Source organism: Marinobacter sp. 2_MG-2023 (genome assembly GCF_030546935.1).
Classification (GTDB): domain Bacteria; phylum Pseudomonadota; class Gammaproteobacteria; order Pseudomonadales; family Oleiphilaceae; genus Marinobacter.
Genome location: NZ_JAUOPH010000004.1, coordinates 634,021 through 657,837 on the forward strand (window position 1 = coordinate 634,021; position 23,817 = coordinate 657,837).

Sequence of the window (23,817 nt, forward strand, 5' to 3'; positions counted from 1 at the left end):
ATGCTCATCATAGCGGCGCTACCCTCACCTCATCACCGGCTGTTTTGCCCAGCAACTCCCATACGCTCACAGGCACCTTTACGGCTTCTCTGTCTCGAGTGCCACCAAGGACCTCGGTAGCCTTGGCCAGTGTGCAACGGAACCCGGCTCCCTCTCCTCCAGAAATCAGACAGACATCTCCGTCTTCCTCGCTGCTTCCATGCAAGATTTTCGGGTAACTGGTTACCAGCGTGTGCAAGGCATCTGTACGCGCTTCAAGTACTGGCCCGCCATCGAAAATATCCAGGTAACAGCCGGCCTGAAACCCTTCCCGTTGCAAGAGTTCAAGATTGGGCACAGTCAGGGCATGGGGTTGCCCAAGAGCCGACTGGGCGGCATCGGACAGCAAGGTGACATACACAGGATTAGGAGGCATAAGTTCAGCAATAAAGGTTTTACTGAGCAGGCCGGAATACTGGTCGGCGGTTTCAAAATCCATATTGAAAAAGTGGCGCCCCAGACTGTCCCAGAAAGGAACACTGCCATCCGAAAGCTGCACCCCCTGAATCTCTACCGCGACTCTCGAAGCGAACCAATCCCGGTGCCCGGCAATAAAAAGTATCCTGGCCCTGGATAGCAACTCAAATGCTTCCGTGTTTCGCAGTTCGGGCGTGATGGAAAATGAGCAAAGCAGCGTATGGTCGGTCAGCGCATGGCTGGGATAGAGAACATCGACCCGGCTGGAGATACCGAGTTCGTGGGAAGCGTGTATGAGCGCATCGCGGCGGTAGTTATAGAACGGCTGACTGTTCCCCGCACAGGCATTGATGCCAGCGGTTCCATGTACTCTACCGGTAGAAGTGTTTTCAAGTACAAACAGAAACCGTTGTGGCCTGGCACCAGTGGTGGTTGGTTTGCCGTCCAGAGACGCAAGCGAGAGCTCTATTTTTTCCGCAAGAGCATCACGCTGCCGGGGCAGCGTGGATGAGAGGCGGGCGGTTTCTGAACCAGCCGCGCCAGCAACCTCCAGTATCTGGCCCACGTCATCAGGTACTGCCGGACGTACCAGCCACATAAATGCTCCTACGCTGTAAGTTTCTTCACCGCCGCTTCAAATCGCTCAAGCGCTTCATCAATGTCGGCGTGGGGAATAATCAGCGAAGGCGCCAGCCTGATTACGTTAGCGCCGGCGATCAGAACCATCACGCCTTCATCCAGGCCTGCGTTCAGGAACTCTTTCGCCTTGCCCTGCCACTTTTCGGTCAGCACGCAGCCCAGTAACAAGCCCGCTCCGCGGACCTCACTGAAGATCCCGTAGCGCTCACCGATATCCATCATACCTTTGCGCAGATGATCAGAGCGCGCCTTAACACCCTTCAGAATATCTGGCTGACTTACAGTATCCACCACCTTCTGGGCGACGGCACAAGCCAGAGCGTTCCCGCCGTAGGTGCTACCATGTGTACCTATTCCGAGGCTGGCAGCAACTTTGGCAGTAGTCAGCATGGCGGCGACCGGAAAGCCTCCGCCGAGCCCCTTGGCACTGGTGAGAATGTCCGGCACAACGCCGTACATCTGATAAGCATAGAGATGACCGGTACGACCAACGCCTGACTGAACCTCATCAAAAATCAGCAGTGCGTCGTTGTCATCACAGAGCTGCCGCAGCCCTTCCAGAAATTCCGGATCCGCTGGCACCACGCCGCTCTCGCCCTGAATAGGCTCGACAACCACGGCACAGGTCTTATCTTTTGAAATCAGCTTTCTTACCGACGCCAGATCATTGAAATCCGCATGGTGAATCCCGCCCGGTGCCGGCTCAAAACCTTCAAGGTATTTCGGTTGGCCGCCCACGCTTACAGTGAACAGGGTCCGACCGTGAAACGCATTTTTAAAGGAGATAATCTCATGCTTTTCCGGCCCGGAGTGTTCCCAGCCATACCTGCGAGCGAGCTTGAATGCCGCCTCGTTGGCTTCACCGCCGGAATTCGCAAAAAACACCCTTTCGGCAAAAGTAAGATCACAGAGAGTTTTTGCCAGCCGCAAAGCCGGCTCATTCGTCATCACATTGGACAGGTGCCAGATTTTCTCTGACTGCTCCTGCAATGCTCCAACGAGACCGGGGTGTGAATGCCCAAGACAACTCACGGCAATGCCGCCCTGGAGATCTATATACTCACGACCATCCTGATCCCATATTCGGGAACCCTCGCCTCGCACCGGTATGATCGAACCGGGGGCGTAGTTGGGTACCATGACTTCATCGAAAAGTTCGCGGCTGACAGGTTCTTTGTGCATAGATCTCTCTCAGAAAAGCAGTTAAGCCTGTAAAATAGTCGAGTTGCCGTTGTGGGCAAGTACGTAGGTGTTCGGATCAACCGCTTTATAGTACGCCACTCAGGGCATAAGAACATCCGGCTCCCCGACCGCAGGCAATTCGATAAGGGAATCTACCTTGGCATTCCGGCCCATCAATGCCTTGACCAGCAAATTGTAGGAGTCCAGATCAAAAGTTATAGACTGACCTCGCAGTGACAGATCGTGAAGCGATTGCTCATCATGCAAAGTAGCAACATGCATCCAGTTATAGACAACCAGAATATCCGGTTTCTCCCTTCCCTCTCTACGCTCCACAATCGCCACCGGCCCTTTCCACGGCCAGGTTCGCAAGCGCAGCTCGTGAAACGCAATTTGCACCCTCAGGTTATAGCGAGCGACATCCTCAGTGCCCTCACAGGCACCCTTGCACCGCCCCAGCGCCCTCTGGAAACATGCGCCTTCGCGCTCCGGTTCAAGCCCAAGCAACCGATTACACACCTCGTTCTTTGCCGCAATGCCGCTCAGCGCCCGCTCTGCATCCCGCTTGCTGCGAAACAGTCCATAATAGCTGGCAAGACGATGCGGCTCTATTTTCCTCACCAGCCGTGCCTGCAAATAACCGGAGTCGTTCGGCGTCAGCTCAATACTCACCAGACTTTTTGCCGCTCGGGAACGGCGGTTAAAAAGCGGGTTGAGCGCTTTTATTTCCCGAAGCTCCAACAACAAAGCCCCAAGCTCGCCGGCGGTTTCAGTACACTCCACCCGCCGCAGGCTTTCAGAGATACGCACTCCGCGGGTGGTGTTGTGGTCCCCGGAGAAGTGCGAGGCTACACGCTGAGCAATATTGGTACTCTTTCCTACATATAAGAGCACATCGTTTTCGCCATAAAACCGGTACACGCCAGGGCTGCGCGGCAAATCTTTCAAGGTATCGAAAGGCAAATGCGAAGGAAGGCTTGGTCGTTGCAGCAGTTCAGCAACAGCTTTCTCTATTTGCTCTTCCCCTTTGTCAGCCAGCGCATTTTCAAAGAACGCCAGCATTGCAGAAACATCTCCCATGGCTCTGTGGCGCTGCACCTGTTCCAGCCCGTGCCGTTCAATCAGCGCATCCATATTGTGCTTGCGAAACTCCGGATACAGCCGCCGGGATAGCTTCACGGTGCACAGCACTCGCGCAGAGAAAAGCCGCCCCAGCTTGCGAAACTCCGATTTGATAAACCCGTAATCGAAGCGCGCGTTATGGGCCACGAATACGGTATCGCGGAGTTGCTCTTCGAGCTCATCGGCTATGGTTTCAAACAATGGCGCGTCGGCCACCATGTCATTCGAGATACCTGTCAATTGCTCGATAAAGGGAGAGATGCGAGTACCCGGATTCAGCAGGGTTTGCCACTCGCCCACTGTCTCGCCCGCTCGCCATAAACGGATTCCGATTTCGGTAATCCTGTCATGGGACACATTCCCACCGGTAGTCTCAATATCGAGAAATGCGAATGTAATTTTACTCAGATCGCTATTTTTGAATGCCATAAACCAATGTTAATGCCCTTAATGAGGTGCAGATACCTGTATCAAAACAAAAAGCTTCCATAGACCTTTGTCTAAACCGGGTGCAAATTTATTTGAATTGTCATGCAATGGTAACTATCTTGTCCGTGGGTCCTACAAAAATAATTGTCCAATGTGTGGAGACAACAATAATGCAAAGCAACAAATTGAGAATGGCTATTCGTGCGACGGCAGCCGTAGCAGTGTTAAGTGTAGCCGGCCAGGCAAATGCCCTGAGCCTGAACGTTGGTGACGACGTTGAAGCCAGCCTTTACGGTTATGCGCGTCTGAACATGAGCTATGATCTAGACGGCGACCGTGCAGTATCCACCCGCGCAGGTTCCTTTTCCCCTTCCGCCAACGAAGACGCTGAAGGTCACTTCGGTGCCGATGTTCAGCAGAGCCGTCTGGGCGTGAAAGTTAAGCATAGCTCAGGTGTTGCGATTACCGTTGAAGGTGACTTCCGGGGTTCAGGCAACGGTGCCGGCAGCCTTCGTATGCGCCATGCATACGGCGAATACAATGGGTTCCTGGCCGGTCGTACATGGTCTAACTACCTGAGTTTCGTTGGCAACACTCCTACCTTGGACTTCGATAGCTTGGCAGGCACAGCTGGCAGCCAGGATCGTACCGAACAGATTCGTTATACCACCGGCGCCATGTCTTTCTCTTTGGAAGATCCTAGCTCGCAAGCAATTGTTGACGGCTCTGGCCGCACATCTTCACCTGCTTTCACTGCCCGACTTGAAGATTCTGCAGGTGCAGTCTCCTATTCTGGAGCGGTCATGGCCAGCCAAGTCACATCAGACGACGGCTCAACTGATGACAGCGCTATTGGGTACGGGGTTTTCGGTGCTATCAAGTTGAAGTTGAATGACATGTTCTCTGTTCAGGGCGCGCTCAATTACACCGATGGTGCAAGCGGTTACCTGTGGCGTTCGGGCAGCAACTACTACGGCGCCAGCGCCTACATGGATGGCAACAGCATTGAAACCATCGAAGGTTACGGTGGCTCAGTCGGCGTAAGCATGAAGCTTGGCGGCGGCCGCAGCATCAACCTGGGCTATGGCATGACAACGCTGGATCTGGATGATGCAATCGCTGCAAGCTCGCTAACAAACGGAGCTGCAGAGACCAACCAGAACGTTCTCCTCAACTACATGTGGACCCCAGTTCAAAACGTAATGATGGGTATCGAATACGGCTACCTTGATCAGGAAACCGTTGCTGGCGATTCTTCAGACGCAAACCGTCTGATGTTCGCAGCCCAGTACAGCTTCTAAACCCTCCGGTTTAGTCAGTACCCATACGCCCCGGTCTTCCGGGGCGTATTTGTTTCTGGCCTTGCTATCTCTTCAAAACCCCATCACACCACTGCTGCACAACCACTTCGGAAAACGGCAAATCAACTGCCTCCCCACCACTAAACTCATGCCATTGCTGCAGAAACTTGCGCTTTACCACGGTCAACACAGGTATGCCGGCATCAAGCAGCTGAAGGAACTCAGCACGACATCCTTTACCGCTTATTTCCTGCTGGCCAAAACGATTCACAATCGCCAGCTGGGGCGGCTGCTTCAGTAGTGCACGCAGCACGCCGGTCGCTTCCGCCAGCCCATAAGGATCCAGACAACAGGATTGCGATTCTTTGCCCAGGTTTTGCGCTATGGAATATTCCCGACCCGTTTCCAGGTCCTGAAGTGCCATAGGCTTGCGCCGCAAACCCTGCCCATTCAGCGCCATAGCCAGCCCGGCAACCCTGTCACCACGACCGTTCAGGTTCGCCGCAACCGTGTGTAAAAGCGCATCAACCGGCTGATCATCGCTGTCGTAGATAATGGCGGCGAGATTAAGCTCTGAACTCATACAAGCTCCCTACAGGAAAGCCCTGCTTACAATGGCAAAGAAAAGGGGCGCAGATTTCTCTGCACCCCCTTAACACTCTTTATGTTCGCCAAGTCTAGCCTATTTCAGGCGACTCCCGGTTGAGCTGGATCAGAAACTCCAGCCTGAACCGGGAGCGAACCTGGCAGCCATTACAGCAGAAGGGTACGAATGTCCCCCAGCAACTGGCCAAGCAGAGACGTAAACCGCGCCGCATCTGCTCCGTTCACCGCACGGTGATCGTAAGATAACGATAACGGCAACATCAGCCTTGGCTGGAATTCACTGCCATCCCACACCGGTTTCATTGCCGCTTTGGAAACACCAAGAATGGCCACTTCCGGCGCGTTCACAATGGGCGTGAATGCTGTACCACCGATACCACCCAGACTTGTGATGGTAAAGCAGGCACCCTGCATTTCTGCCGGCTTCAGCTTCTTGTCGCGGGCTTTCTGGGCGAGCTCCGCACTCTCCGCAGCCAGCTCCCAAAGGCCTTTCTTATCCACATCGCGAATAACCGGAACCATCAAACCGTTTGGTGTATCCACAGCAATACCAATGTGAATGTACTGCTTGCGGATAACCTCTTTGCGCTCCATATCCAACGACACATTAAACTGCGGCAGCTCGGCCAACGCAGTTGCGCAGGCTTTCAGCAGGAACGGCAAAGGCGTCATCTTCACGCCCTTCTTCTCACCCGCAGCTTTCTGCGACTTACGGAACGCCTCCATATCGGTGATGTCCGCATCTTCGAACTGGGTCACATGGGGTACGTTCAACCAGCTGCGCTGCATGTTAGCAGCGGTAACTGCCATCATCCGTGACATAGCTTCTTTCTGAATGTCACCAAACTGGCTGAAGTCCGGGAGTTTAACGCCCGGAATGCCCGAGCCGGTAGCTACAGAACTTCCTTGCTGCGCCTGTTGCAGCTGGCTCTTAACATAAGCCTGCACATCATCTTTCAGGATTCGCCCTTTAGGGCCAGCACCCTTGATGCGAGTCAGGTCTGCCCCCAGCTCCCGGGCCAGCTTGCGCACCGCAGGGCCGGCATGGACCTTGGCTCCCGGCGAGGGCGGTTCATAAACCGAGCCCTGCGACTGTGGTGCAGGCTCTTTGTCCTGCTCTTTCTCGTCAGCCTTGGCTTCAGGCTCTTCAGACTTACCGGAATCGGCCTCGGGCGCGTCGTCCTGTTCATCTTGCTCGTCGCCATCGTCGCCAGCAACGGTAAGCTCAAGAAGCTTATCGCCTTCTGACAGCTTGTCACCCTCGGCCACCAGGACCTTCACGACTTTGCCGCCGAAAGGTGATGGAATTTCCATGGACGCCTTATCCGATTCGACGGTTACCAGGGCGTCATCTGCCTCGATGGTATCGCCTTCAGACACGTTGATCTCGATAACCGGTACGTTTTCCATTCCATCAAGTGGCGGAACAAGCACAGTCTCCTTCCTGGAGCCCCCGGATTTCTTCTTGGGTGCCGGCTTGCTCTCCGTCTCATCTTCTTGCTTGCTCTCCGGTTTTTCCTCAGCTTTCGGCTCCGACTCGCCACCTGAGTCTTCAGTGCCACTGCCCTCTTTACCGGCATCCCCACCGGAATCACCACTGGATTCCATGGTGCCCACAACGTCGCCTTCCTTGACCTTGTCACCCACCTTCACGGTGAGCTTGATGATCTTGCCGGCGCCAGGGGATGGCAACTCTACAGAGGCTTTGTCAGTTTCGACGGTCAGAATCGGATCTTCTGCTTCAACCGAGTCGCCTTCGCTTACCAAAAGCTCAATAACCTCAACTTCGTCTGCCCCGCCAAGATCCGGGACCTTGATTTCCTGCTCGCTCATAGCGGTCTCCTTAGCGGTGCGCCGGGTTCGGTGTATTGCGATCGATTCCGTACTTGCGCATGGCTTCAAGAACCTGCTCGTGCTTGACCTCACCATCTTTCGCCAGAGCAGATAATGCCGCTACGGCAACGTGGTAACGATCAACCTCAAAGAAATCACGCAGCTTTTCACGGGTATCACTGCGGCCAAAGCCATCCGTACCCAGAGTCAGGAAAGTTTTAGGAATAAACGCCCGCAACTGTTCGGAGTGCAGTTTGACGTAGTCGGTAGACGACACCACCGGGCCAGACTGATTTTCCAGGCACTGGGTGACATAAGCCTTGCGACCTTTATTATCATCTGGGTGCATCAGATTCCAGCGTTCTACATGCTGGCCGTCACGGGCCAGTTCGTTAAAGCTGGTAACACTCCATACATCGGAGCTGACTCCCCAATCATCCTTCAGCAGCTCAGCAGCAGCATTAACTTCGTTCATAATGGCGCCGGAGCCCAACAGCTGAACCCGCAGCTTGGTTTTACCTTTACCTTTGGCTTCAACCGAGCTGAACTTGTACATGCCTTTTATAATGCCTTCTTCGCACCCCTTAGGCATCGCAGGCTGAACGTAGTTCTCGTTTTCCATGGTGAGGTAGTAGTAGACGTTTTGGTTGTCTTCATACATTTCCTTCATGCCATGGTGGATGACCACCGCCATTTCGTAGGCATAGGCCGGGTCGTATGCTTTGCAGTTAGGAATAGTGTTGGCCAGGATATGGCTGTGCCCGTCCTGGTGCTGCAAGCCCTCACCGTTCAGCGTCGTGCGCCCGGCAGTACCGCCAATCAGAAAGCCGCGGGCCTGAATATCCCCAGCGGCCCATGCCAGGTCGCCGACACGCTGAAAGCCGAACATAGAGTAAAACGCATAGAAAGGAATCAGCGGGAAGTTGTTGGTGCTGTAGGATGTTGCAGCCGCCATCCAGGCCGCCATTGAGCCACCTTCGTTGATGCCCTCCTGCAGAATCTGGCCCTTCTTGTCTTCCCGGTAATACATGATCTGTTCGCGATCCTGCGGCACATACTTCTGCCCTTCTGAGGTATAGATACCCAGTTGGCGGAACATGCCTTCCATACCGAAGGTGCGGGCCTCGTCCGGAACAATCGGCACAACCCGCTTACCTACACGCTTGTCTTTGACCAGAGCACTCAGAATGCGCACGAATGCCATAGTGGTCGAGATTTCACGGTCGTTGGAGCCTTCCAGTACTTGCTTGAAGATATCCAGATCCGGAATCTGCAGCGGCTGGCTGTCTTTACGACGCTTGGGATAGAAGCCCCCCAGATCCTGCCGGCGCTTCTTCATGTACATCAGTTCCGGGCTATCCGGTGCCGGGCGATAATACGGGACGTCATCCAGCTCTTCGTCTTTTAGCGGAATCGCAAAACGATCGCGGAATGATTTCAGGGTTTCTGTGTCCAGTTTTTTCAGTGAGTGAGCCGTGTTGGTGGCTTCACCTGCCGCGCCAAAACCGTAGCCTTTGATGGTATGAGCGAGGATAACAGTTGGTCGGCCGTTCGCTTCGGTAGCTGCCTTTTTATAGGCCGCGTACACTTTATATGGGTCGTGGCCACCACGGTTGAGCTTGTTGATATCCTCATCGGTCCAGTTTTCGACCAACTTGGCAAGTTTCGGGTACTTACCAAAGAACTGCTTTCTCGTTGCAGCCGGACCAGCGTTGGTGAAACTCTGCAATTCGCCGTCGACCACTTCGTCCATGGCACGCTGCATGGTGCCGTCTTCATCTTTCTCGAACAGCGGGTCCCACATACGACCCCAAACGACTTTGATTACGTTCCAGCCAGCACCGCGGAAAGAGCCTTCCAGCTCCTGGATGATTTTGCCATTACCGCGAACAGGGCCGTCCAGCCGCTGCAGGTTGCAGTTCACCACGAATACCAGGTTATCGAGTTTTTCCCGACCGGCCTTGGAGATGCAGCCAAGCGTTTCTGGCTCGTCGGTTTCACCGTCACCTACAAAACACCACACTTTGCGATTTTCCATCTCGACCAGCTCGCGGCTATCGAGGTACTTCATTATATGTGCCTGGTAAATGGCCTGGATCGGTCCGAGCCCCATGGACACAGTCGGGAACTGCCAGTAATCCGGCATCAGCCATGGGTGCGGATAGGAAGACAAACCGCCGCCATCGACTTCTTCGCGGTATTTATCCAGCTGGGACTCTTCAAACCTACCTTCCAGGTACGAGCGGGCATAAATGCCCGGCGCCGCATGGCCCTGGAAATACACCAGATCTGATTCGCGTTTTTCATCGCCGCCGTGGAAGAAGTAGTTGAAGCCCACGTCGTACAACGTAGCTGCTGATGAAAAAGTGGAAATATGGCCACCCAAATCACCAGGGCGCTTGTTGGCGCGCACAACCATGGCCATGGCATTCCAGCGGATCAAAGAACGAATACGGCGCTCCATGAACAAGTCACCCGGCATGCGAGCTTCCTGGGCCAAAGGAATGGTGTTACGGAATGGTGTGGTAATGGAATACGGCAGTTCGGTGCCGTCGCGGCTGGCGCGCTCTGACAAGCGCTCCAGAATGTATTTCGCACGGTCTACGCCTTCGTTTTCGATCAGTGACTCGAGCGCATCAAGCCATTCACCGGTTTCAATGGGATCATCATCCTGGTACATCAAACCTCCCCCTTCACATCAAAAAGTGCGCCGAGTGCCGCGACCGGCATCCGCGTTAGCGATATCAACGAGCTGCGGAAACACAGCTTCTTTTCTTTGAACAAACTGCCGGACGGTGTTCCGGCCAATGGAAAGCCTGCATCCGTAAAGCATAGAACAGCTTTTACTGCCCTGCCCCGCAGAATGGCGCGTTTCTGCACAACAAACAGCGGGAGGCAACATTTACTAACGGCTCCTCGTAGTATTTTTACTACGCATTACCCTAAAAATCTTACAAAACGGTGAAACCACCGGACAAACCACAAAGATAATTACGATTATTTACGTAATAATGCCTGTTTTCCGGTACTCAAACAACCAGGCTCCGACCAACGTCTTAGTCCCCAAAACACTGCTCTTTTCATTACCGCGCTAAACGATGAAAACATAAAGCCGAGCGCCAACAAGACCACAAATACTTAGCAATTTCATAGCGTTAAAATAGATACGCCAAAAACAAAAAAACGAACCTCCCTGTTTTTTAATTAGACCTGAAACTAAACAGCAATTTATGTATACTCCCCTGCCCATTTTTTGACCACCGGAGCGGCGCTGATTTTGCCCTCCTGACATTTAGTACTTACAACTACAGAGGGCGAACCATGAATTCAATCGTCACGTTTCCCAACCGGATTCCCACTGCTGAATTCGAGGAGCGACGCTTCAAGGTTTATACGGACCGACAGCTAGACAAGATCGAGATCATTCAAAACCTTCCGGAAAAGACCCTGTTTGAGATGAAGGTAGTAGCCAGCGTGCTACCCTTCCGGGTAAACGAATACGTGATCAACGAGCTGATCAACTGGGACAAGGTGCCCAACGACCCTATCTATCAGTTGGTTTTTCCGCAAAAGGGGATGCTGAAAGACGAGCACTTTGAGCGCATGGCCAGAATGCACCGCGAAGGTGCCGAGAAAAAAGAGATCCAGGCCGTCGCCAAAAAAATCCGCGATGAACTGAACCCTCACCCGGCCGGCCAGATGGAAATGAATATGCCGGAACTGGAAGGCGAAGTGCTCGACGGCGTGCAACACAAATACCGCGAGACCGTGCTGTTCTTCCCTGCCCAGGGCCAAACCTGCCACTCATACTGCACTTTCTGTTTCCGCTGGGCGCAGTTCGTGGGCGACAAAGACCTGAAGATGTCCAGCACCGAAGCCGAGAAGCTTCACGGCTACCTGCAGGAGCACACGGAGGTCACCGATCTGCTGGTTACCGGCGGCGACCCCATGGTAATGAAAACGAAAAGCCTGGTTCAGTATCTTGAGCCTCTGCTGCAGCCAGAGTTTGATCACATCCAGACCATCCGCATCGGCACCAAGGCCCTGACCTTCTGGCCATACCGTTTCGTGACGGATAAAGATGCCGACGAACTGATCGACCTGTTCGCCAAACTGGTAGACGCAGGCAAGCACGTCGCGATCATGGCCCACTACAATCATTGGCAGGAAATCACCACGGACATCGCTGAAGAGGCCATCCGCCGCATCCGGGCAACCGGCGCCGAAATCCGTGCGCAAGGCCCGCTGATCAAACATGTAAACGATGACGCAGACGCCTGGGCCAAACTCTGGAAAAAAGAAGTGCAGCTGGGCATCATCCCTTACTACATGTTTGTGGAGCGCGACACCGGAGCCAAGAACTACTTTGAAGTACCTCTTGCGGAAGCCTTTCACATCTACCGCGAAGCCATGAAAAAAGTCAGCGGCCTGGCCCGAACAGCCCGCGGACCCAGCATGAGCGCCGGCCCCGGCAAAGTGGAAATTCAGGGCATCACGGAAGTACACGGCGAGAAGGTCTTTGTACTGCGCTTCCTGCAAGGCCGCAATCCAGACTGGGTACAGCGTCCGTTCTTTGCCAAATACAGCGAAACTGCCACCTGGCTGCATGAGCTTGAGCCGGCGTTCGGTGAGGAGAAGTTCTTTTTTGAGGATGAATTTGAAGCGATGAAGAACGGAAATGGCTAAGTCCGCCACCTGACTGCGGTATAGCTTCACAGAAAGGCCGGGGGGGAAGGATTCACCTGGCTTTTTCATTTTCATCCCCCCCCTGCGAGCAGCATTCGAGGCCTGCCATAAAGCGCCTGAACCTGAACTAAATAGTTAAAAACAGTGAACTAGTGTTTCATTATATATCCGGCCTTCACTCACCAGACAGGCTAAAGCCAGCGCCCACTTGGGCTCAGCCCCATCTTCCCGGATTTCCCAAAAAAGCGCTGCAATCCCGACACCCCCATATGGGGGCATGCACCCCAAAAAGCACGTGATAGCTTCATCGACTTCAACATTGGCGGTTCATAAGGAGTTTTCGGTGAAACTAATAAAACACATGGCTATCGCGGGCGCGCTGTCCTCTTCACTCTTGGTTGTTGGATGTGGTGGGTCGTCAAGTAATGACTCATCACAAGCCTCTCCGGCCAACCCACAAACCCCTCCGGCTAGCCTGCTGGACATTTCTGGCACAGCAGAAGCGCCGTCGGGCGCAGTAGCACATTACGAAACACAAAGCGCACTTGAACTGGCATTGAACTTTTTCGTGTCGCCGCTTGCTGCCGCAATTACAGGACTTGATCCGATCAGCGGCGCTACGGTTGAACTTATCAGAGTAGACAATAATGGAGCTCAGGAGGGAGACGTACTGGCAACCACAGTAACCTCTATCACTGGCGACTACACTCTTACGCTGCCTGAGGGAGTGAACCTCGCAGGCAACCTGGTGGTAAGGATTAACGGCAGTAATGATTCTCTTCGTGCCCAGGTCGTGGAAAAAGACGTGGATATCTCTCCGGTATCCGAGTTCGTGCTACGCAAATTCGTTAGCCAAGGCGCGGCACTGGATCAGTTGCTTGTAACCGATGTCGTAAAACTTTCTGGCCGAGTGGAAGAGTTTGATATCACGCTGGCAAATTCTGTAAACCTGGAGGCAGCGTTTTCAGCCCTGGAAAATGAAATCGGCGATTTCGTCGAAAGCGAAGTAGCCGTTGCAGCATCCACCAGTGGCAACGCTGCAGGCATTGCCGGCGACTATCGGAGTTCAGCGTTTTCGTTTGCTCTGCACGACAGCGACAACAACACCTTGGGCACCTACGCCAACGACCTCTGGGCCAGCACCTTTACGTTCGCAGATAACGGCAACGGCAACGGCGACGTTACCGTAACGCACCTTAAAGAGGACTCTGCTTATGGCGACTTGTCGGGCTCCGCGCTGAACCAAAGCAACATCTATTACGAAGCAGAAACCGAGACTGTTAACGAGAGCTTTCCTGCAACCTTGACCGCCAGCGGGATACTATCGATTACAGGTGAGTTTGAGGAAGATATTGAAGAAGACTACGGCTGGCGCTACCCCGCCGGCATCTACAATCTGCAACAAGTTGCAGATACCGGGTTGTTTTTCATGGTGTCAAACGAGGGCGCAGTCAGATACGAAACTACCGACACCAACAACGACGGGATCAACGACGCAATCGACCCTGACCTGAAATCAGGTGACGAAGTCTTCCGCACGCTGGAGATATTCAGCCGGCAACCGACCGCATTTACCAATAGCGACCTGTCCGGGAAGTTCGGCCGGGTGTTTCTGGAGTCCTGGCTGGCAAGCGACACCATTGAGCTTCAGACCGAAATCAACACACTTACCTTTGATGGTGCGGGTAATTTCGACTATGGCGCCGTCAACGATGGCCACCTTATAGGCCTGAGCTCATCAGGAACCTCCTATGAATCGATTACAGAAGCCGGCGAACTCAATCAGCCCATGGTAATTACCCCAGACGGTGACATCACCTCAGCCGGTGGCGAACCATCAGATGGTTTTATCAGTGACACTTTTGACTTCCTGGCGTTCGCCGAAGCCGAAGGCACCAATCAACAAGACGCTCAAACCAGCAAGACACTGCTGGTGAAGCTGCCAACAACGGCGCCAACGGTCACCGACAACAGGTATCGCATGCTGCTGACCTCGATGAAGCTGGGGGCCGGTGCCGAACTACTGATGTCATCCAGCAAGTTCAATACCTTCCTCACCATGGGTTCGGAAACAAGCGGCACCATTGACGGAGCATTCTTTGAAGTTCGCAAAACCGGCCTGGGGGGCGATATCAGCGTCTCCACTGATACCGCTGAAGCCATCGAGGTAGACGTTGCTCTTGGCGGTGCTGACATAAGCACCCTGACGGTTTCGGGTGAGGGCGGCGGCACAACCACCATGGAAGGCTTCTTCAACGAAAATGCAACCCTCGGCGTGTTTGCACTGAGCTATACAGAAACTGCAAGCAGTGATCCGGATGAGCTGGGCCTGGTTGTACTGATAAAAACCAGCGACTAACGTCGCTGACGGCATGGAGCTTCTATCACGAAGCTCCATGCCGCTCTTTCTATCTCAACAGTGCCGAAAGAATTGTACTGATCAGCTGACCTTGCCGAGTTTGTCCGGTTTTATGAAATATCTGCTTCAGATAACTACGAATCGTTGACTCGCTTTTACACCGCTTTTCGGCGATATCTTTCAGGCTAAGCCCTGTCACGAGATCCTCACACACCTCCGCCTCAACCGGTGACAGAGCAAAAAACTCGGCAATTGCGCCAGCATCGGGAAATACTCGCGCATCCGAACCAATAACAGTGATCAGCACACCTGCCGTGAGCAGCTCGTTATATTCAAGAGGCCGGATAGACATTACCAGTGGTGACCCAGAATCGCGATTGATGACCAAAGTTTCAGGCCGGGCGACGCCGCCACCTATTGCGGCATCTGAGGCTCGCGTAATAGTACGAAAAAACATCTTCTGCGTGACATCAGACTGAAAGCAGAAGCGCTGAGACCGGATGGCAAGGCAACGCTCGCTCTCCAGCAATTGATCTCCGCGCTGGTTCGCAAGCACCACCATACCCCGGTTATTCAGCACAAAAGCTGCCTCGGGAATCAATTCAACTATTGCTGAAAGCGACTGCTCAGTGCTCGGATGCTGATGAAACGTTTGCGCAAGACTGACTGTTTGCCGCACGAACGGTACAAGGCGATTCATGGCCTCAAGTTCCTCTGGGAAATACGGACCTTGAGCAACAGTTCGCTGAATGGTTAGCAGGATGATGTGTGTGTCAGAAGCATCTACCACTAACCAGGCAGAATCAAGCATGTTCTGGTCTGATTCCCAGCGTTCGTAGTCATCGCCGGGCGGGCCCTGTTCTAGTAACGGCAAGGCTGAGTTGAACACTCCTGGCTGCTGGGTGATAGCATGACTGGTGACCGCGTCGTGCGCGATCATGTTGTTATCCAGGTACCAGCCCAGAAACTCGTCCGAAAGCCCGGCGTGCCAGATGTGCTTAAGAGCTATTGGAGTTCGTCGGATGAAGGAGAGTTGGGCGGCACATCCGTTAACGGATCTGCTCAGCATAGCCAGAAAATCGTGGAAGCCAGCCTGGTGCTGCAAAGACTCGTACAGACACTGGATCAGCTCAGGTTCGTTGGGCAAGACCCGTTGAGGTTTCGAAGATCCATGAAAAAGTTGAGATTTCAGTGGTTGAGACGCCATGAAATCCCCCGCTTATGTTATTTACATGGATGCTGGCCACCCAGCTCAACCAGTCAAACTATAGAAGAGTTTCAAAAGATGTGAAGCAAAAATAGATATATCGCTATATATTCGGCCCAGAGCGCCGGCCATGCACAAAGGCATGGCGCTGGCTCCGACATGCGGAATTAATGCATCAGCGTATACAGCTTACGCCGATAAGCACGCACATCTGGATTGTTATTACCCAGTTTCTCAAACAACTCAACCAGCGTGGTTTTAGCCACTTCGTCTTTATATTTGCTGTCCACCTGCATCAAACGAATCAGCAACTCCATGGCTTCGGCATTCTTTTCCTGCAGCACCTTGTGAAGTGCGAGCAGGTGCAGCGCGTTAGGATCTTTCGGATCCTGCTCCAGAGCCATTTCAAGATCCTTTACTGGTGGAAGTTCTGCCGATTGTTTCAGGAACTTTATTCTGGCCGCCAGCTGCTTTGCCTGGTGCTGCAGTTTCTCCTCAGGAGGCAGGCTTTCAAGCACCTGCTCAGCGGTTTGAAGATCGCCGGTTTCGGCTTTCAGCTGGGCAAGATCAATCAGCACCTTGAGGTTCTCCGGATCTTCCCTGTTCATTTCTGACAGTATTTCCATCGCGCCTTCGATATCGCCCTCTTCCCAGATGCGATGGGCTTTGTCGTAAGGAGCCTCTTCCGGCAGTTCGATATGCTTTTCCAACACCTTGCGAATTTCACTTTCTGGCAAGGCACCATTAAATCCATCAACCGCCTGGCCATCCTTCACCAGGATGATAGTTGGCAGGCTGCGCACACCCAGGCTGGATGTGAGCTGCTCCTGCTCATCCGCGTTAACCTTGGCCAGCAGGAACGCGCCATTATATTCGTTCGCCAGCTTTTCCAGCAGGGGCATAAGCTGTTTGCAGGGCGCACACCACTCCGCCCATACATCCACAAGTACGGGCGTGGAAGCAGAGGCGTCCATAACCTCCTGCTGGAAGTTTTCCATGGTGGCTTCAAATATATGGGGAGAGCTGCTCATGTCGGGCACCTGAGTTGTTCGCAACGTTGACTATTGGTTATTGCGTAGATGGGGTGCAGGGGGCTGAAATTCAAGACTGCTAACCAGGGTATTAGCAAAGCCCATGCTTGAAAATATGACTTTAGGCTTCAGTTAGTAAACAGATACTTCTCCTACCAGGAAGCTGATACGGCATGAAAAACGAAAAAGACAACGACTCCCTGACAGAGTTTGAGGAAGATGTCACTGAGTACATCGGCAAGAACGAACACAGCAAAGAGCTCGTTCTGCCCCAGCATTCCATGCCCAAGCGGATGTATGTGCTGCCGGTCTCAAACCGGCCATTTTTCCCGGCCCAGGTGCAACCGGTCGTAGTCAACCAGGACCCCTGGCAAGAAACCCTGAAGCGTGTGAGCGAAACCGACCACAAAATGCTCGGGATCTGTTTTGTGAATGATCACCAATCCGGGCAGAGCGTGCCAGAGAGCGACACGCTGGCAGAGGTTGGCTGCGCGGTGCGCATTCATCACGCACAGAATAAAGACGGAAACGTGCAGTTTATTGCGCAGGGGCTACAGCGCTTTCGCATCGTACAGTGGCTGCGCCGCAAGCCTCCGTATCTGGTCGAGGTTGAGTACCCGCAGGAGCCGGAGGAAGATGCAGATGAAACCAAGGCCTACACACTGGCTATCATCAATGCCATTAAAGAGCTGCTGCGGACCAACCCGCTGTATGGCGAGGAGGTAAAGCAGTACCTCTCACGCTTTGGTCCGGAAGACAGCTCTCCGCTGACGGACTTCGGCGCATCCATGACCAGCGCCCCCGGACAGGAACTGCAAGATGTATTGAATACAGTACCCCTGCTGAGGCGCATGGAAAAAGTACTTCTGCTGATGCGCAAAGAGTTGGAAGTGGCGCGCCTTCAGTCTGAAATCAGCGAAGAAGTAAATGAGAAGGTGCAGAAACACCAACGTGACTTTTTCCTGAAGGAGCAACTGAAGGTCATTCAGCGCGAGCTGGGCATATCGAAAGATGATAAGACGGCAGATGCCGAGCGATTTGAAAGCCGAATGGCAGAGCTGAGTCCACCCGAACCCGTACAAGAGCGCTTTGACGAAGAACTGCAAAAGCTTCAGATTCTGGAGCAGGGTTCTCCGGAGTATGGCGTTACCCGCAATTATCTGGATTGGCTAACACAGGTACCCTGGGGCCAGCACTCAGAAGATCAGTTCGATCTGACGCAAGCTCGCAACATTCTGAACCGAGATCACGACGGGCTTGATGATGTAAAAGACCGGATAATCGAGTTCCTCGCCGAAGGTACTTTCAAAGGTGAAGTCAGTGGCTCGATATTGCTACTCGTCGGCCCACCGGGTGTAGGTAAAACTTCCATAGGCCACTCAGTGGCGGACGCTCTCGGGCGCAAGTTCTACCGGTTCAGCGTTGGCGGTATGCGGGACGAAGCTGAAATCAAAGGTCACAGACGCACCTATATCGGCGCCATGCCCGGCAAATTCGTGCAAGCGCTGAAAGATACCAAAGTAGCCAACCCGGTGATCATGCTGGATGAAATCGACAAGATTGGCGCGTCCTATCAGGGTGATCCGGCTTCTGCGCTTCTGGAAACCCTGGACCCGGAACAGAACAAGGAATTTCTGGACCACTACCTGGATGTCCGCATGGATTTGTCCAAGGTGCTGTTCATTTGCACGGCCAACCAGCTCGACACCATTCCGCGGCCGCTACTGGACCGCATGGATGTTATCCGCCTGTCGGGTTATATCGGCGAGGAAAAGCTGGCCATCGCCAAGCATCACCTGCTGCCGCGTCTTTTGAAGCAGGCCGGGTTGCTTAAAAAGCAATTCAACATAACCGACGCTGCCATTCGCCAGATCATCGAAGGTTATGCCCGTGAAGCGGGTGTCCGAAACCTTGAAAAAATGCTGCATAAAGTTATGCGCAAAGGCATAGTAAAACTGCTGGAAGCCCCGGATGAACCGGTGAAGGTGGGCGTAGCCGATTTGCAGGAATATCTGGGGCAACCTGTATTCCGTAAAGAAAAAGCGCTCAAGGGCATTGGCGTTGTAACCGGGCTGGCGTGGACATCCATGGGTGGCGCAACGCTGGGCATTGAGGCGTCCCGTATTCACTCCAGCCAACGCGGTTTCAAGCTGACAGGCCAGCTTGGCGACGTCATGAAAGAATCGGCTGAAATCGCTTACAGCTATGTTTCCTCGAACCTGAAACGGTTCAAAGGCGACCCCGGTTTTTTCGATAAATCCTTCGTGCATCTTCATGTACCGGAAGGCGCAACACCCAAGGACGGCCCCAGTGCGGGTGTTACCATGGCAACGGCTTTACTCTCTATCGCTCGCAGAGAAGCCCCCCAGCAGAATACAGCGATGACCGGGGAGCTGACACTCACCGGCCAGGTTCTTCCTGTGGGCGGTATCCGCGAGAAAGTCATTGCGGCGCGTAGGCAGAAAATCAGCAATCTGATTCTGCCGGAAGCGAACAGGGGCGATTATGAGGAACTACCGGAATACCTGAAGGAAGGCCTGACGGTCAACTTTGCCAAGCACTACAATGATGTTTTTCAGGTGTGCTTTGGCAACAAGCCCCGGTCCGGGTCATCAGTGCACTGATTCGGTTAGAGAGAAAAGGCTTAACCCTTTTCTCTCTCTTTCCATCCATCATCTTTCAGAACCGGGCCTATATCCAGAACCGGAGAAGCATCTATGTCATCGGCATCCATCATATTCGCGACCCGCTGAATAGACGCGAGAATCATGTTCTGCTCCCACTCATCAAGGCTCTGGAACTTCTTGATGAAATCCTCCTGTAGCGGGTTCGGGGCACGGGAAAGTATATCTGCCCCTCCCTCGGTCAGGTGCGCGTGAACCTTGCGTTTATCCTGCGTACTGCGAACGCGGTAGACCAGCGCCCGATGCTCCAGTCGATCAAGAATGGTGGTAACCGTGGCCTGGCTCAGGCTGACCTTGTCGGCAATCGTGCCAATGGTAACCTCGCCCAGATCCCGGATGGTCCGCATGATCAAAAGTTGCGGGCCGGTAAGCCCGGCATTTTTACTAAGACGCTTGGAGTGAAGATCCGTCGCCCGAATGACACGCCTGAGTGCCACCAGAACATGCTCATGATTGCTCACTGTGTTACTTGCTCCGTTGAAGCCTTCCGGCTTTTGTTTACACCACTAACTATTAGAGGTCGTGACACTTTTAATTGCAAGTAGCGATTTCCCTCTCGGCTCACCTCGCAGATGAACTCGTACCAGTTCACAGTTCCCTATCAGCATCAGCGTCGAACAGTTGCGCGACCGGGAAAGCTTGCGCAAACTGAGCTTCCCGGATCATCCTGACGTTATAAATGCTTGAGCCGGCAAATGTTAAATAATCAAAGAAGCCTTGGGCTAGCTTGACAAGGTTGGATGTGTAGTGTTTGTTTAGACTTCTGAGAACATCAAGAATAACCCTGAACCTGACAGGACAGACACAAATGACAACTTCACTGAAAAAACTCGTTACTGCCGTTAGCGCGTCCGTTGCCCTGATGGGTGCCGGACACGCAGCCGCGGAGATTCAGATTGGTATTGCAGGCCCGATGACCGGCCCGGTTGCCCAGTATGGTGATATGCAGTTCTCCGGTGCCCGTATGGCTATTGAGCAAATCAACGCTGCCGGCGGAGTGATGGGTGAACAGCTTGTCGCCGTTGAATACGACGACGTTTGCGACCCCAAGCAGGCCGTTACCGTGGCAAACCGGCTGGTTAACGATGGCGTTCAATACGTGATCGGTCACCTTTGCTCCAGCTCTACTCAGCCTGCGTCAGACATCTATGAGGACGAAGGCATTCTGATGGTCACCCCAGCCTCAACCAGCCCGGAAATCACCGAGCGCGGTTATGAACTGGTTTTCCGCACCATTGGTCTCGATAGCATGCAGGGCCCAGTGGCCGGCAACTACATTGCCAGCCAGAACCCGGAGCGCGTTGCGATCGTTCACGATAAGCAGCAGTACGGTGAAGGTATCGCTACAGCCGTTCGCGACACCCTGAAAGACAAGGGCATCGAAATTGCCATGTTTGAAGGTATTACCGCGGGCGACAAGGATTTTTCCTCCCTCGTCACCAAGCTCAAGCAGGCAGACGTTGATTACGTTTACTATGGCGGCTATCACCCTGAACTGGGGCTGATTTTGCGCCAGGCACGCCAGGCTGATCTCGATGCGAAGTTCATGGGGCCGGAAGGCGTTGGCAACAAGGATATCAACACCATTGCAGGTGAAGCCGCGGAAGGGCTTTTCGTAACCCTGCCCCCAAGCTTTGACACAAAGGCGGAAAACCAGGAGCTTGTAAAGGCTTTCGAAGCCAAAGGTGAAGACCCTTCAGGCCCGTTCGTGCTGACCTCCTACGCCGCTGTACAGCTGGTTGCTGATGGTATCGAAGCTGCCAACTCGAAAGACCCGTTCGACGTTGCTGAAGCGCTACGCAGCGGCAGCTTTGAAACACCAATCGGCACTGTGCAGTACGACAAGGCCGGCGACATGAAGTCATTCGAGTTCGTTGTGTATGAATGGCATTCAGATGGCAGCAAAACTCCGGTAAACTAAGCCAAATCGTTAATTAACGGTAATCATGAGAGCACCTTCTCACCGCGATCCGGGAGAAGGTGTTTTTCTAGGCTCCTTAGGATCCTGCCTCACGTCCGGCCCGGTTATCCCGTGTCTGATGTGTTTCAGAGAAGGGAGCGGGCCTCCGGAGTCAAACAACAATGCAAGACCTCCTGTATTTCTCTCAACAGCTCATTAACGGGCTAACGATCGGGAGCGCCTACGCCCTGATCGCCATCGGTTATACGATGGTTTACGGCATCATTGGCATGATCAACTTTGCCCATGGTGAGATCTATATGATCGGCGCTTATACCGCGCTTATCGCCATTACCGGCCTGACCGCTCTAGGCCTTGCCTGGCTCCCACTGATCCTTATTGTTGCGCTTCTGTGCGCGATGATTGTTTCCAGCTCTATGGGCTGGGCAGTAGAACGGGTCGCCTATCGTCCGGTACGCGGCAGGCACCGCCTGATCCCGTTGATCTCTGCAATCGGTATGTCCATCTTCCTGCAAAACTATGTGCATCTCGCTCAGGGCTCCCGCAATGTCGGCTTTCCGGCGTTGATTGAAGGTGGGTTCAACTTTAGCGCTGATGGCGCCTTCGAGATGTCGCTGTCTTACATGCAGATCACCATTTTTGTGACCACATTAATTTGCATGACGGCACTATCGTTGTTTATTTCCCGCTCCCGCACAGGTCGCGCCTGCCGGGCAGTTTCCCAGGATCTCGGCATGGCCAGCCTTCTGGGCATCGACACCAACCGTATTATTTCAGCCACGTTCATCATAGGTGCTGCACTGGCTGCGGTTGCCGGCTTACTTCTGGGCATGTACTACGGTTCGGTTGATCCCTTGTTTGGCTTCATCGCAGGGCTAAAAGCCTTTACAGCAGCCGTGCTTGGCGGCATCGGCAGCATCCCCGGCGCCATGCTCGGAGGCCTGATTCTCGGCGTTTCTGAAAGCATGACATCCGGCTACCTCAGCGGTGAATATAAAGACGTCGTGTCCTTTGGCTTGCTGATCCTCATTCTGCTGTTCAAACCCACGGGCCTGCTTGGCAAACCGGAGGTTGAGAAGATCTGATGGCTGCTAACAATTACAGACACGCACTGTTCTGTGCGATTGTCACGCTGATTATTTCGTTCCCTATTCTTGGGTTCAACCTGGAAGCCAAGGGCATCAACATCACGCTCACCGGAGCCACAACCTCAACCATCATTGCGGTGATCCTGGCGGCGGTAGCGGTTTTCGTGTTCCAGGCGTTCCGTGACTCGTTCATGGTCATGCTGGGCAAACTGCCGAATCTCAACCCACTGGCCGGCAAAGAGCCCATGGAGCAATCCAAACGGGTCAAACTCGAGTCCTGGGTGCTGACCGGCATAGTTGTGTTCGCACTATTCTGGCCCTTTCTTGTGTCGCGAGGTTCGGTAGATCTGGCCACGCTGGTGCTTATCTACATCATGCTGGCACTCGGCCTTAACGTAGTTGTCGGCCTCGCCGGGCTGCTGGATCTGGGGTACGTGGCGTTTTACGCCGTGGGCGCTTATACATTTGCGCTGCTTTCCCAGTACATCGGCATCTCTTTCTGGATGGCCCTGCCCATCGGCGCGTTACTGGCCGGGCTCACCGGGATGATTCTGGGCTTCCCGGTGTTGCGTCTCAGAGGGGACTATCTGGCGATCGTTACCCTGGGCTTTGGCGAGATTATCCGCATACTGCTCAACAACTGGACAACTCTGACGGGTGGCCCCAATGGCATCGGCGGCATTCCCGAACCTACGCTGTTTGGCATGGAGTTTGGTCGCCGAATAAAAGAGGAAGGTAACACCTCCTTCCACGAAACCTTTGGTATTGCCTACAGCGGTGAGCACAAGGTTATCTTCCTGTACCTGATTGCTCTGGTGCTTGCGGTGATTACCGCCCTGATTATCCGACGCTTCATGCGCATGCCCGTCGGCCGTGCCTGGGAGGCCCTGCGAGAAGACGAGATCGCTGCCCGCTCCCTCGGACTTAGCCGCACGGCGGTCAAGCTTTCGGCCTTTACCATTGGCGCGTTCTTCGCTGGTTTTGCAGGCACTGTGTTTGCCTCCAAGCAGGGCTTTATCAGCCCGGAGTCCTTTGTATTCCTGGAATCCGCCATCATCCTGGCAATTGTGGTTCTGGGCGGTATGGGCTCACAGTTGGGCGTCATACTGGCAGCTATTGCAGTCACCATTCTGCCGGAGCTCGCACGGGAGTTCTCCGAATACCGCATGCTGATTTTCGGCGCTGCCATGGTGCTGATGATGGTCTGGCGGCCGCAGGGTCTGCTACCCATGCGCCGTATCCACATCACACTGAACAAGCAGGGGTGACAGAC

The 23,817-nt window shown here is 53.7% G+C and carries 16 protein-coding genes; 7 read left to right on the forward strand and 9 right to left on the reverse strand.

The window, feature by feature from the left end:
- Positions 1-7: 7 nt before the first annotated feature.
- The 3 genes from Q4501_RS13555 to Q4501_RS13565 form a co-directional block, all read right to left on the reverse strand.
- Complete coding sequence (locus Q4501_RS13555; RefSeq protein ID WP_303596773.1) at positions 8-1,054, reverse strand: arginine N-succinyltransferase; 1,047 nt, start codon at positions 1,052-1,054, stop codon at positions 8-10.
- A gap of 8 nt (positions 1,055-1,062) precedes the next feature.
- Complete coding sequence (locus tag Q4501_RS13560) at positions 1,063-2,277, reverse strand: aspartate aminotransferase family protein (protein WP_303596774.1); 1,215 nt, start codon at positions 2,275-2,277, stop codon at positions 1,063-1,065.
- 99 nt (positions 2,278-2,376) lie between these two features.
- Positions 2,377-3,828: an exonuclease domain-containing protein gene (locus Q4501_RS13565; protein WP_303596775.1), complete on the reverse strand. Its 1,452-nt coding sequence runs from the start codon at positions 3,826-3,828 to the stop codon at positions 2,377-2,379.
- Between the two features lie 170 nt (positions 3,829-3,998).
- Here Q4501_RS13565 and Q4501_RS13570 point away from each other — a divergent pair, with 170 nt between their 5' ends.
- Positions 3,999-5,129, forward strand: a complete 1,131-nt coding sequence (locus tag Q4501_RS13570; RefSeq protein WP_303596776.1) for a DcaP family trimeric outer membrane transporter — start codon at positions 3,999-4,001, stop codon at positions 5,127-5,129.
- A gap of 64 nt (positions 5,130-5,193) precedes the next feature.
- Here Q4501_RS13570 and Q4501_RS13575 read toward each other — a convergent pair whose 3' ends face one another.
- The 3 genes from Q4501_RS13575 to aceE form a co-directional block, all read right to left on the reverse strand.
- Positions 5,194-5,712, reverse strand: coding sequence for a DUF2478 domain-containing protein (locus Q4501_RS13575; RefSeq protein ID WP_303596777.1), 519 nt, complete (start codon positions 5,710-5,712; stop codon positions 5,194-5,196).
- A 170-nt stretch (positions 5,713-5,882) separates the two neighbouring features.
- The gene (aceF, locus tag Q4501_RS13580; RefSeq protein WP_303596778.1) at positions 5,883-7,568 is read right to left on the reverse strand and encodes a dihydrolipoyllysine-residue acetyltransferase; all 1,686 of its coding nucleotides are present in this window, start codon (positions 7,566-7,568) and stop codon (positions 5,883-5,885) included.
- A gap of 10 nt (positions 7,569-7,578) precedes the next feature.
- Positions 7,579-10,248: a pyruvate dehydrogenase (acetyl-transferring), homodimeric type gene (aceE, locus tag Q4501_RS13585; protein ID WP_303596779.1), complete on the reverse strand. Its 2,670-nt coding sequence runs from the start codon at positions 10,246-10,248 to the stop codon at positions 7,579-7,581.
- 641 nt (positions 10,249-10,889) lie between these two features.
- Here aceE and Q4501_RS13590 point away from each other — a divergent pair.
- Complete coding sequence (locus Q4501_RS13590) at positions 10,890-12,254, forward strand: KamA family radical SAM protein (RefSeq protein ID WP_303596780.1); 1,365 nt, start codon at positions 10,890-10,892, stop codon at positions 12,252-12,254.
- Between the two features lie 343 nt (positions 12,255-12,597).
- A complete protein-coding gene (locus Q4501_RS13595) occupies positions 12,598-14,613 on the forward strand; it encodes a hypothetical protein (protein WP_303596781.1) in 2,016 nt (671 codons plus the stop codon).
- A gap of 49 nt (positions 14,614-14,662) precedes the next feature.
- Here the strand turns inward: Q4501_RS13595 and Q4501_RS13600 are convergent, their stop codons facing one another.
- Entirely contained in the window at positions 14,663-15,820 is a 1,158-nt protein-coding gene (locus Q4501_RS13600; RefSeq protein ID WP_303596782.1) for a helix-turn-helix transcriptional regulator, read from the reverse strand.
- A 167-nt stretch (positions 15,821-15,987) separates the two neighbouring features.
- Positions 15,988-16,851, reverse strand: a complete 864-nt coding sequence (gene trxA / locus Q4501_RS13605; protein WP_303596783.1) for a thioredoxin — start codon at positions 16,849-16,851, stop codon at positions 15,988-15,990.
- A 173-nt stretch (positions 16,852-17,024) separates the two neighbouring features.
- Here trxA and lon point away from each other — a divergent pair, with 173 nt between their 5' ends.
- Positions 17,025-19,475 carry an endopeptidase La gene (gene lon, locus Q4501_RS13610; RefSeq protein ID WP_303596784.1) on the forward strand — a complete coding sequence of 817 codons (2,451 nt, stop codon included), beginning with the start codon at positions 17,025-17,027 and terminating at the stop codon, positions 19,473-19,475.
- Positions 19,476-19,495: 20 nt separating this feature from the next.
- Here the strand turns inward: lon and Q4501_RS13615 are convergent, their stop codons facing one another.
- Positions 19,496-19,996, reverse strand: a complete 501-nt coding sequence (locus Q4501_RS13615) for a MarR family winged helix-turn-helix transcriptional regulator (protein WP_303596785.1) — start codon at positions 19,994-19,996, stop codon at positions 19,496-19,498.
- A gap of 347 nt (positions 19,997-20,343) precedes the next feature.
- On the opposite strand from Q4501_RS13615, the gene Q4501_RS13620 reads away from it, so the two are divergent.
- The 3 genes from Q4501_RS13620 (at position 20,344) to Q4501_RS13630 (ending at position 23,812) form a co-directional block, all read left to right on the forward strand.
- Positions 20,344-21,456: a branched-chain amino acid ABC transporter substrate-binding protein gene (locus Q4501_RS13620; protein ID WP_303596786.1), complete on the forward strand. Its 1,113-nt coding sequence runs from the start codon at positions 20,344-20,346 to the stop codon at positions 21,454-21,456.
- Positions 21,457-21,617: 161 nt separating this feature from the next.
- The gene (livH, locus tag Q4501_RS13625; RefSeq protein WP_303596787.1) at positions 21,618-22,541 is read left to right on the forward strand and encodes a high-affinity branched-chain amino acid ABC transporter permease LivH; all 924 of its coding nucleotides are present in this window, start codon (positions 21,618-21,620) and stop codon (positions 22,539-22,541) included.
- Positions 22,541-23,812 carry a high-affinity branched-chain amino acid ABC transporter permease LivM gene (locus Q4501_RS13630; protein ID WP_303596788.1) on the forward strand — a complete coding sequence of 424 codons (1,272 nt, stop codon included), beginning with the start codon at positions 22,541-22,543 and terminating at the stop codon, positions 23,810-23,812. Before livH ends, Q4501_RS13630 begins: the two co-directional genes overlap by 1 nt.
- The last annotated feature ends 5 nt before the right edge of the window (positions 23,813-23,817 follow it).

Coding starts and splice junctions, on each gene's coding strand:
- Q4501_RS13555 (WP_303596773.1), bottom strand. CDS start 1,054: ATGTGGCTGGTACGTCCGGCAGTACCTGATGACGTGGGCCAGATACTG.
- Q4501_RS13560 (WP_303596774.1), bottom strand. CDS start 2,277: ATGCACAAAGAACCTGTCAGCCGCGAACTTTTCGATGAAGTCATGGTA.
- Q4501_RS13565 (WP_303596775.1), bottom strand. CDS start 3,828: ATGGCATTCAAAAATAGCGATCTGAGTAAAATTACATTCGCATTTCTC.
- Q4501_RS13570 (WP_303596776.1), top strand. CDS start 3,999: ATGCAAAGCAACAAATTGAGAATGGCTATTCGTGCGACGGCAGCCGTA.
- Q4501_RS13575 (WP_303596777.1), bottom strand. CDS start 5,712: ATGAGTTCAGAGCTTAATCTCGCCGCCATTATCTACGACAGCGATGAT.
- aceF (WP_303596778.1), bottom strand. CDS start 7,568: ATGAGCGAGCAGGAAATCAAGGTCCCGGATCTTGGCGGGGCAGACGAA.
- aceE (WP_303596779.1), bottom strand. CDS start 10,248: ATGTACCAGGATGATGATCCCATTGAAACCGGTGAATGGCTTGATGCG.
- Q4501_RS13590 (WP_303596780.1), top strand. CDS start 10,890: ATGAATTCAATCGTCACGTTTCCCAACCGGATTCCCACTGCTGAATTC.
- Q4501_RS13600 (WP_303596782.1), bottom strand. CDS start 15,820: ATGGCGTCTCAACCACTGAAATCTCAACTTTTTCATGGATCTTCGAAA.
- trxA (WP_303596783.1), bottom strand. CDS start 16,851: ATGAGCAGCTCTCCCCATATATTTGAAGCCACCATGGAAAACTTCCAG.
- lon (WP_303596784.1), top strand. CDS start 17,025: ATGAAAAACGAAAAAGACAACGACTCCCTGACAGAGTTTGAGGAAGAT.
- Q4501_RS13620 (WP_303596786.1), top strand. CDS start 20,344: ATGACAACTTCACTGAAAAAACTCGTTACTGCCGTTAGCGCGTCCGTT.
- livH (WP_303596787.1), top strand. CDS start 21,618: ATGCAAGACCTCCTGTATTTCTCTCAACAGCTCATTAACGGGCTAACG.
- Q4501_RS13630 (WP_303596788.1), top strand. CDS start 22,541: ATGGCTGCTAACAATTACAGACACGCACTGTTCTGTGCGATTGTCACG.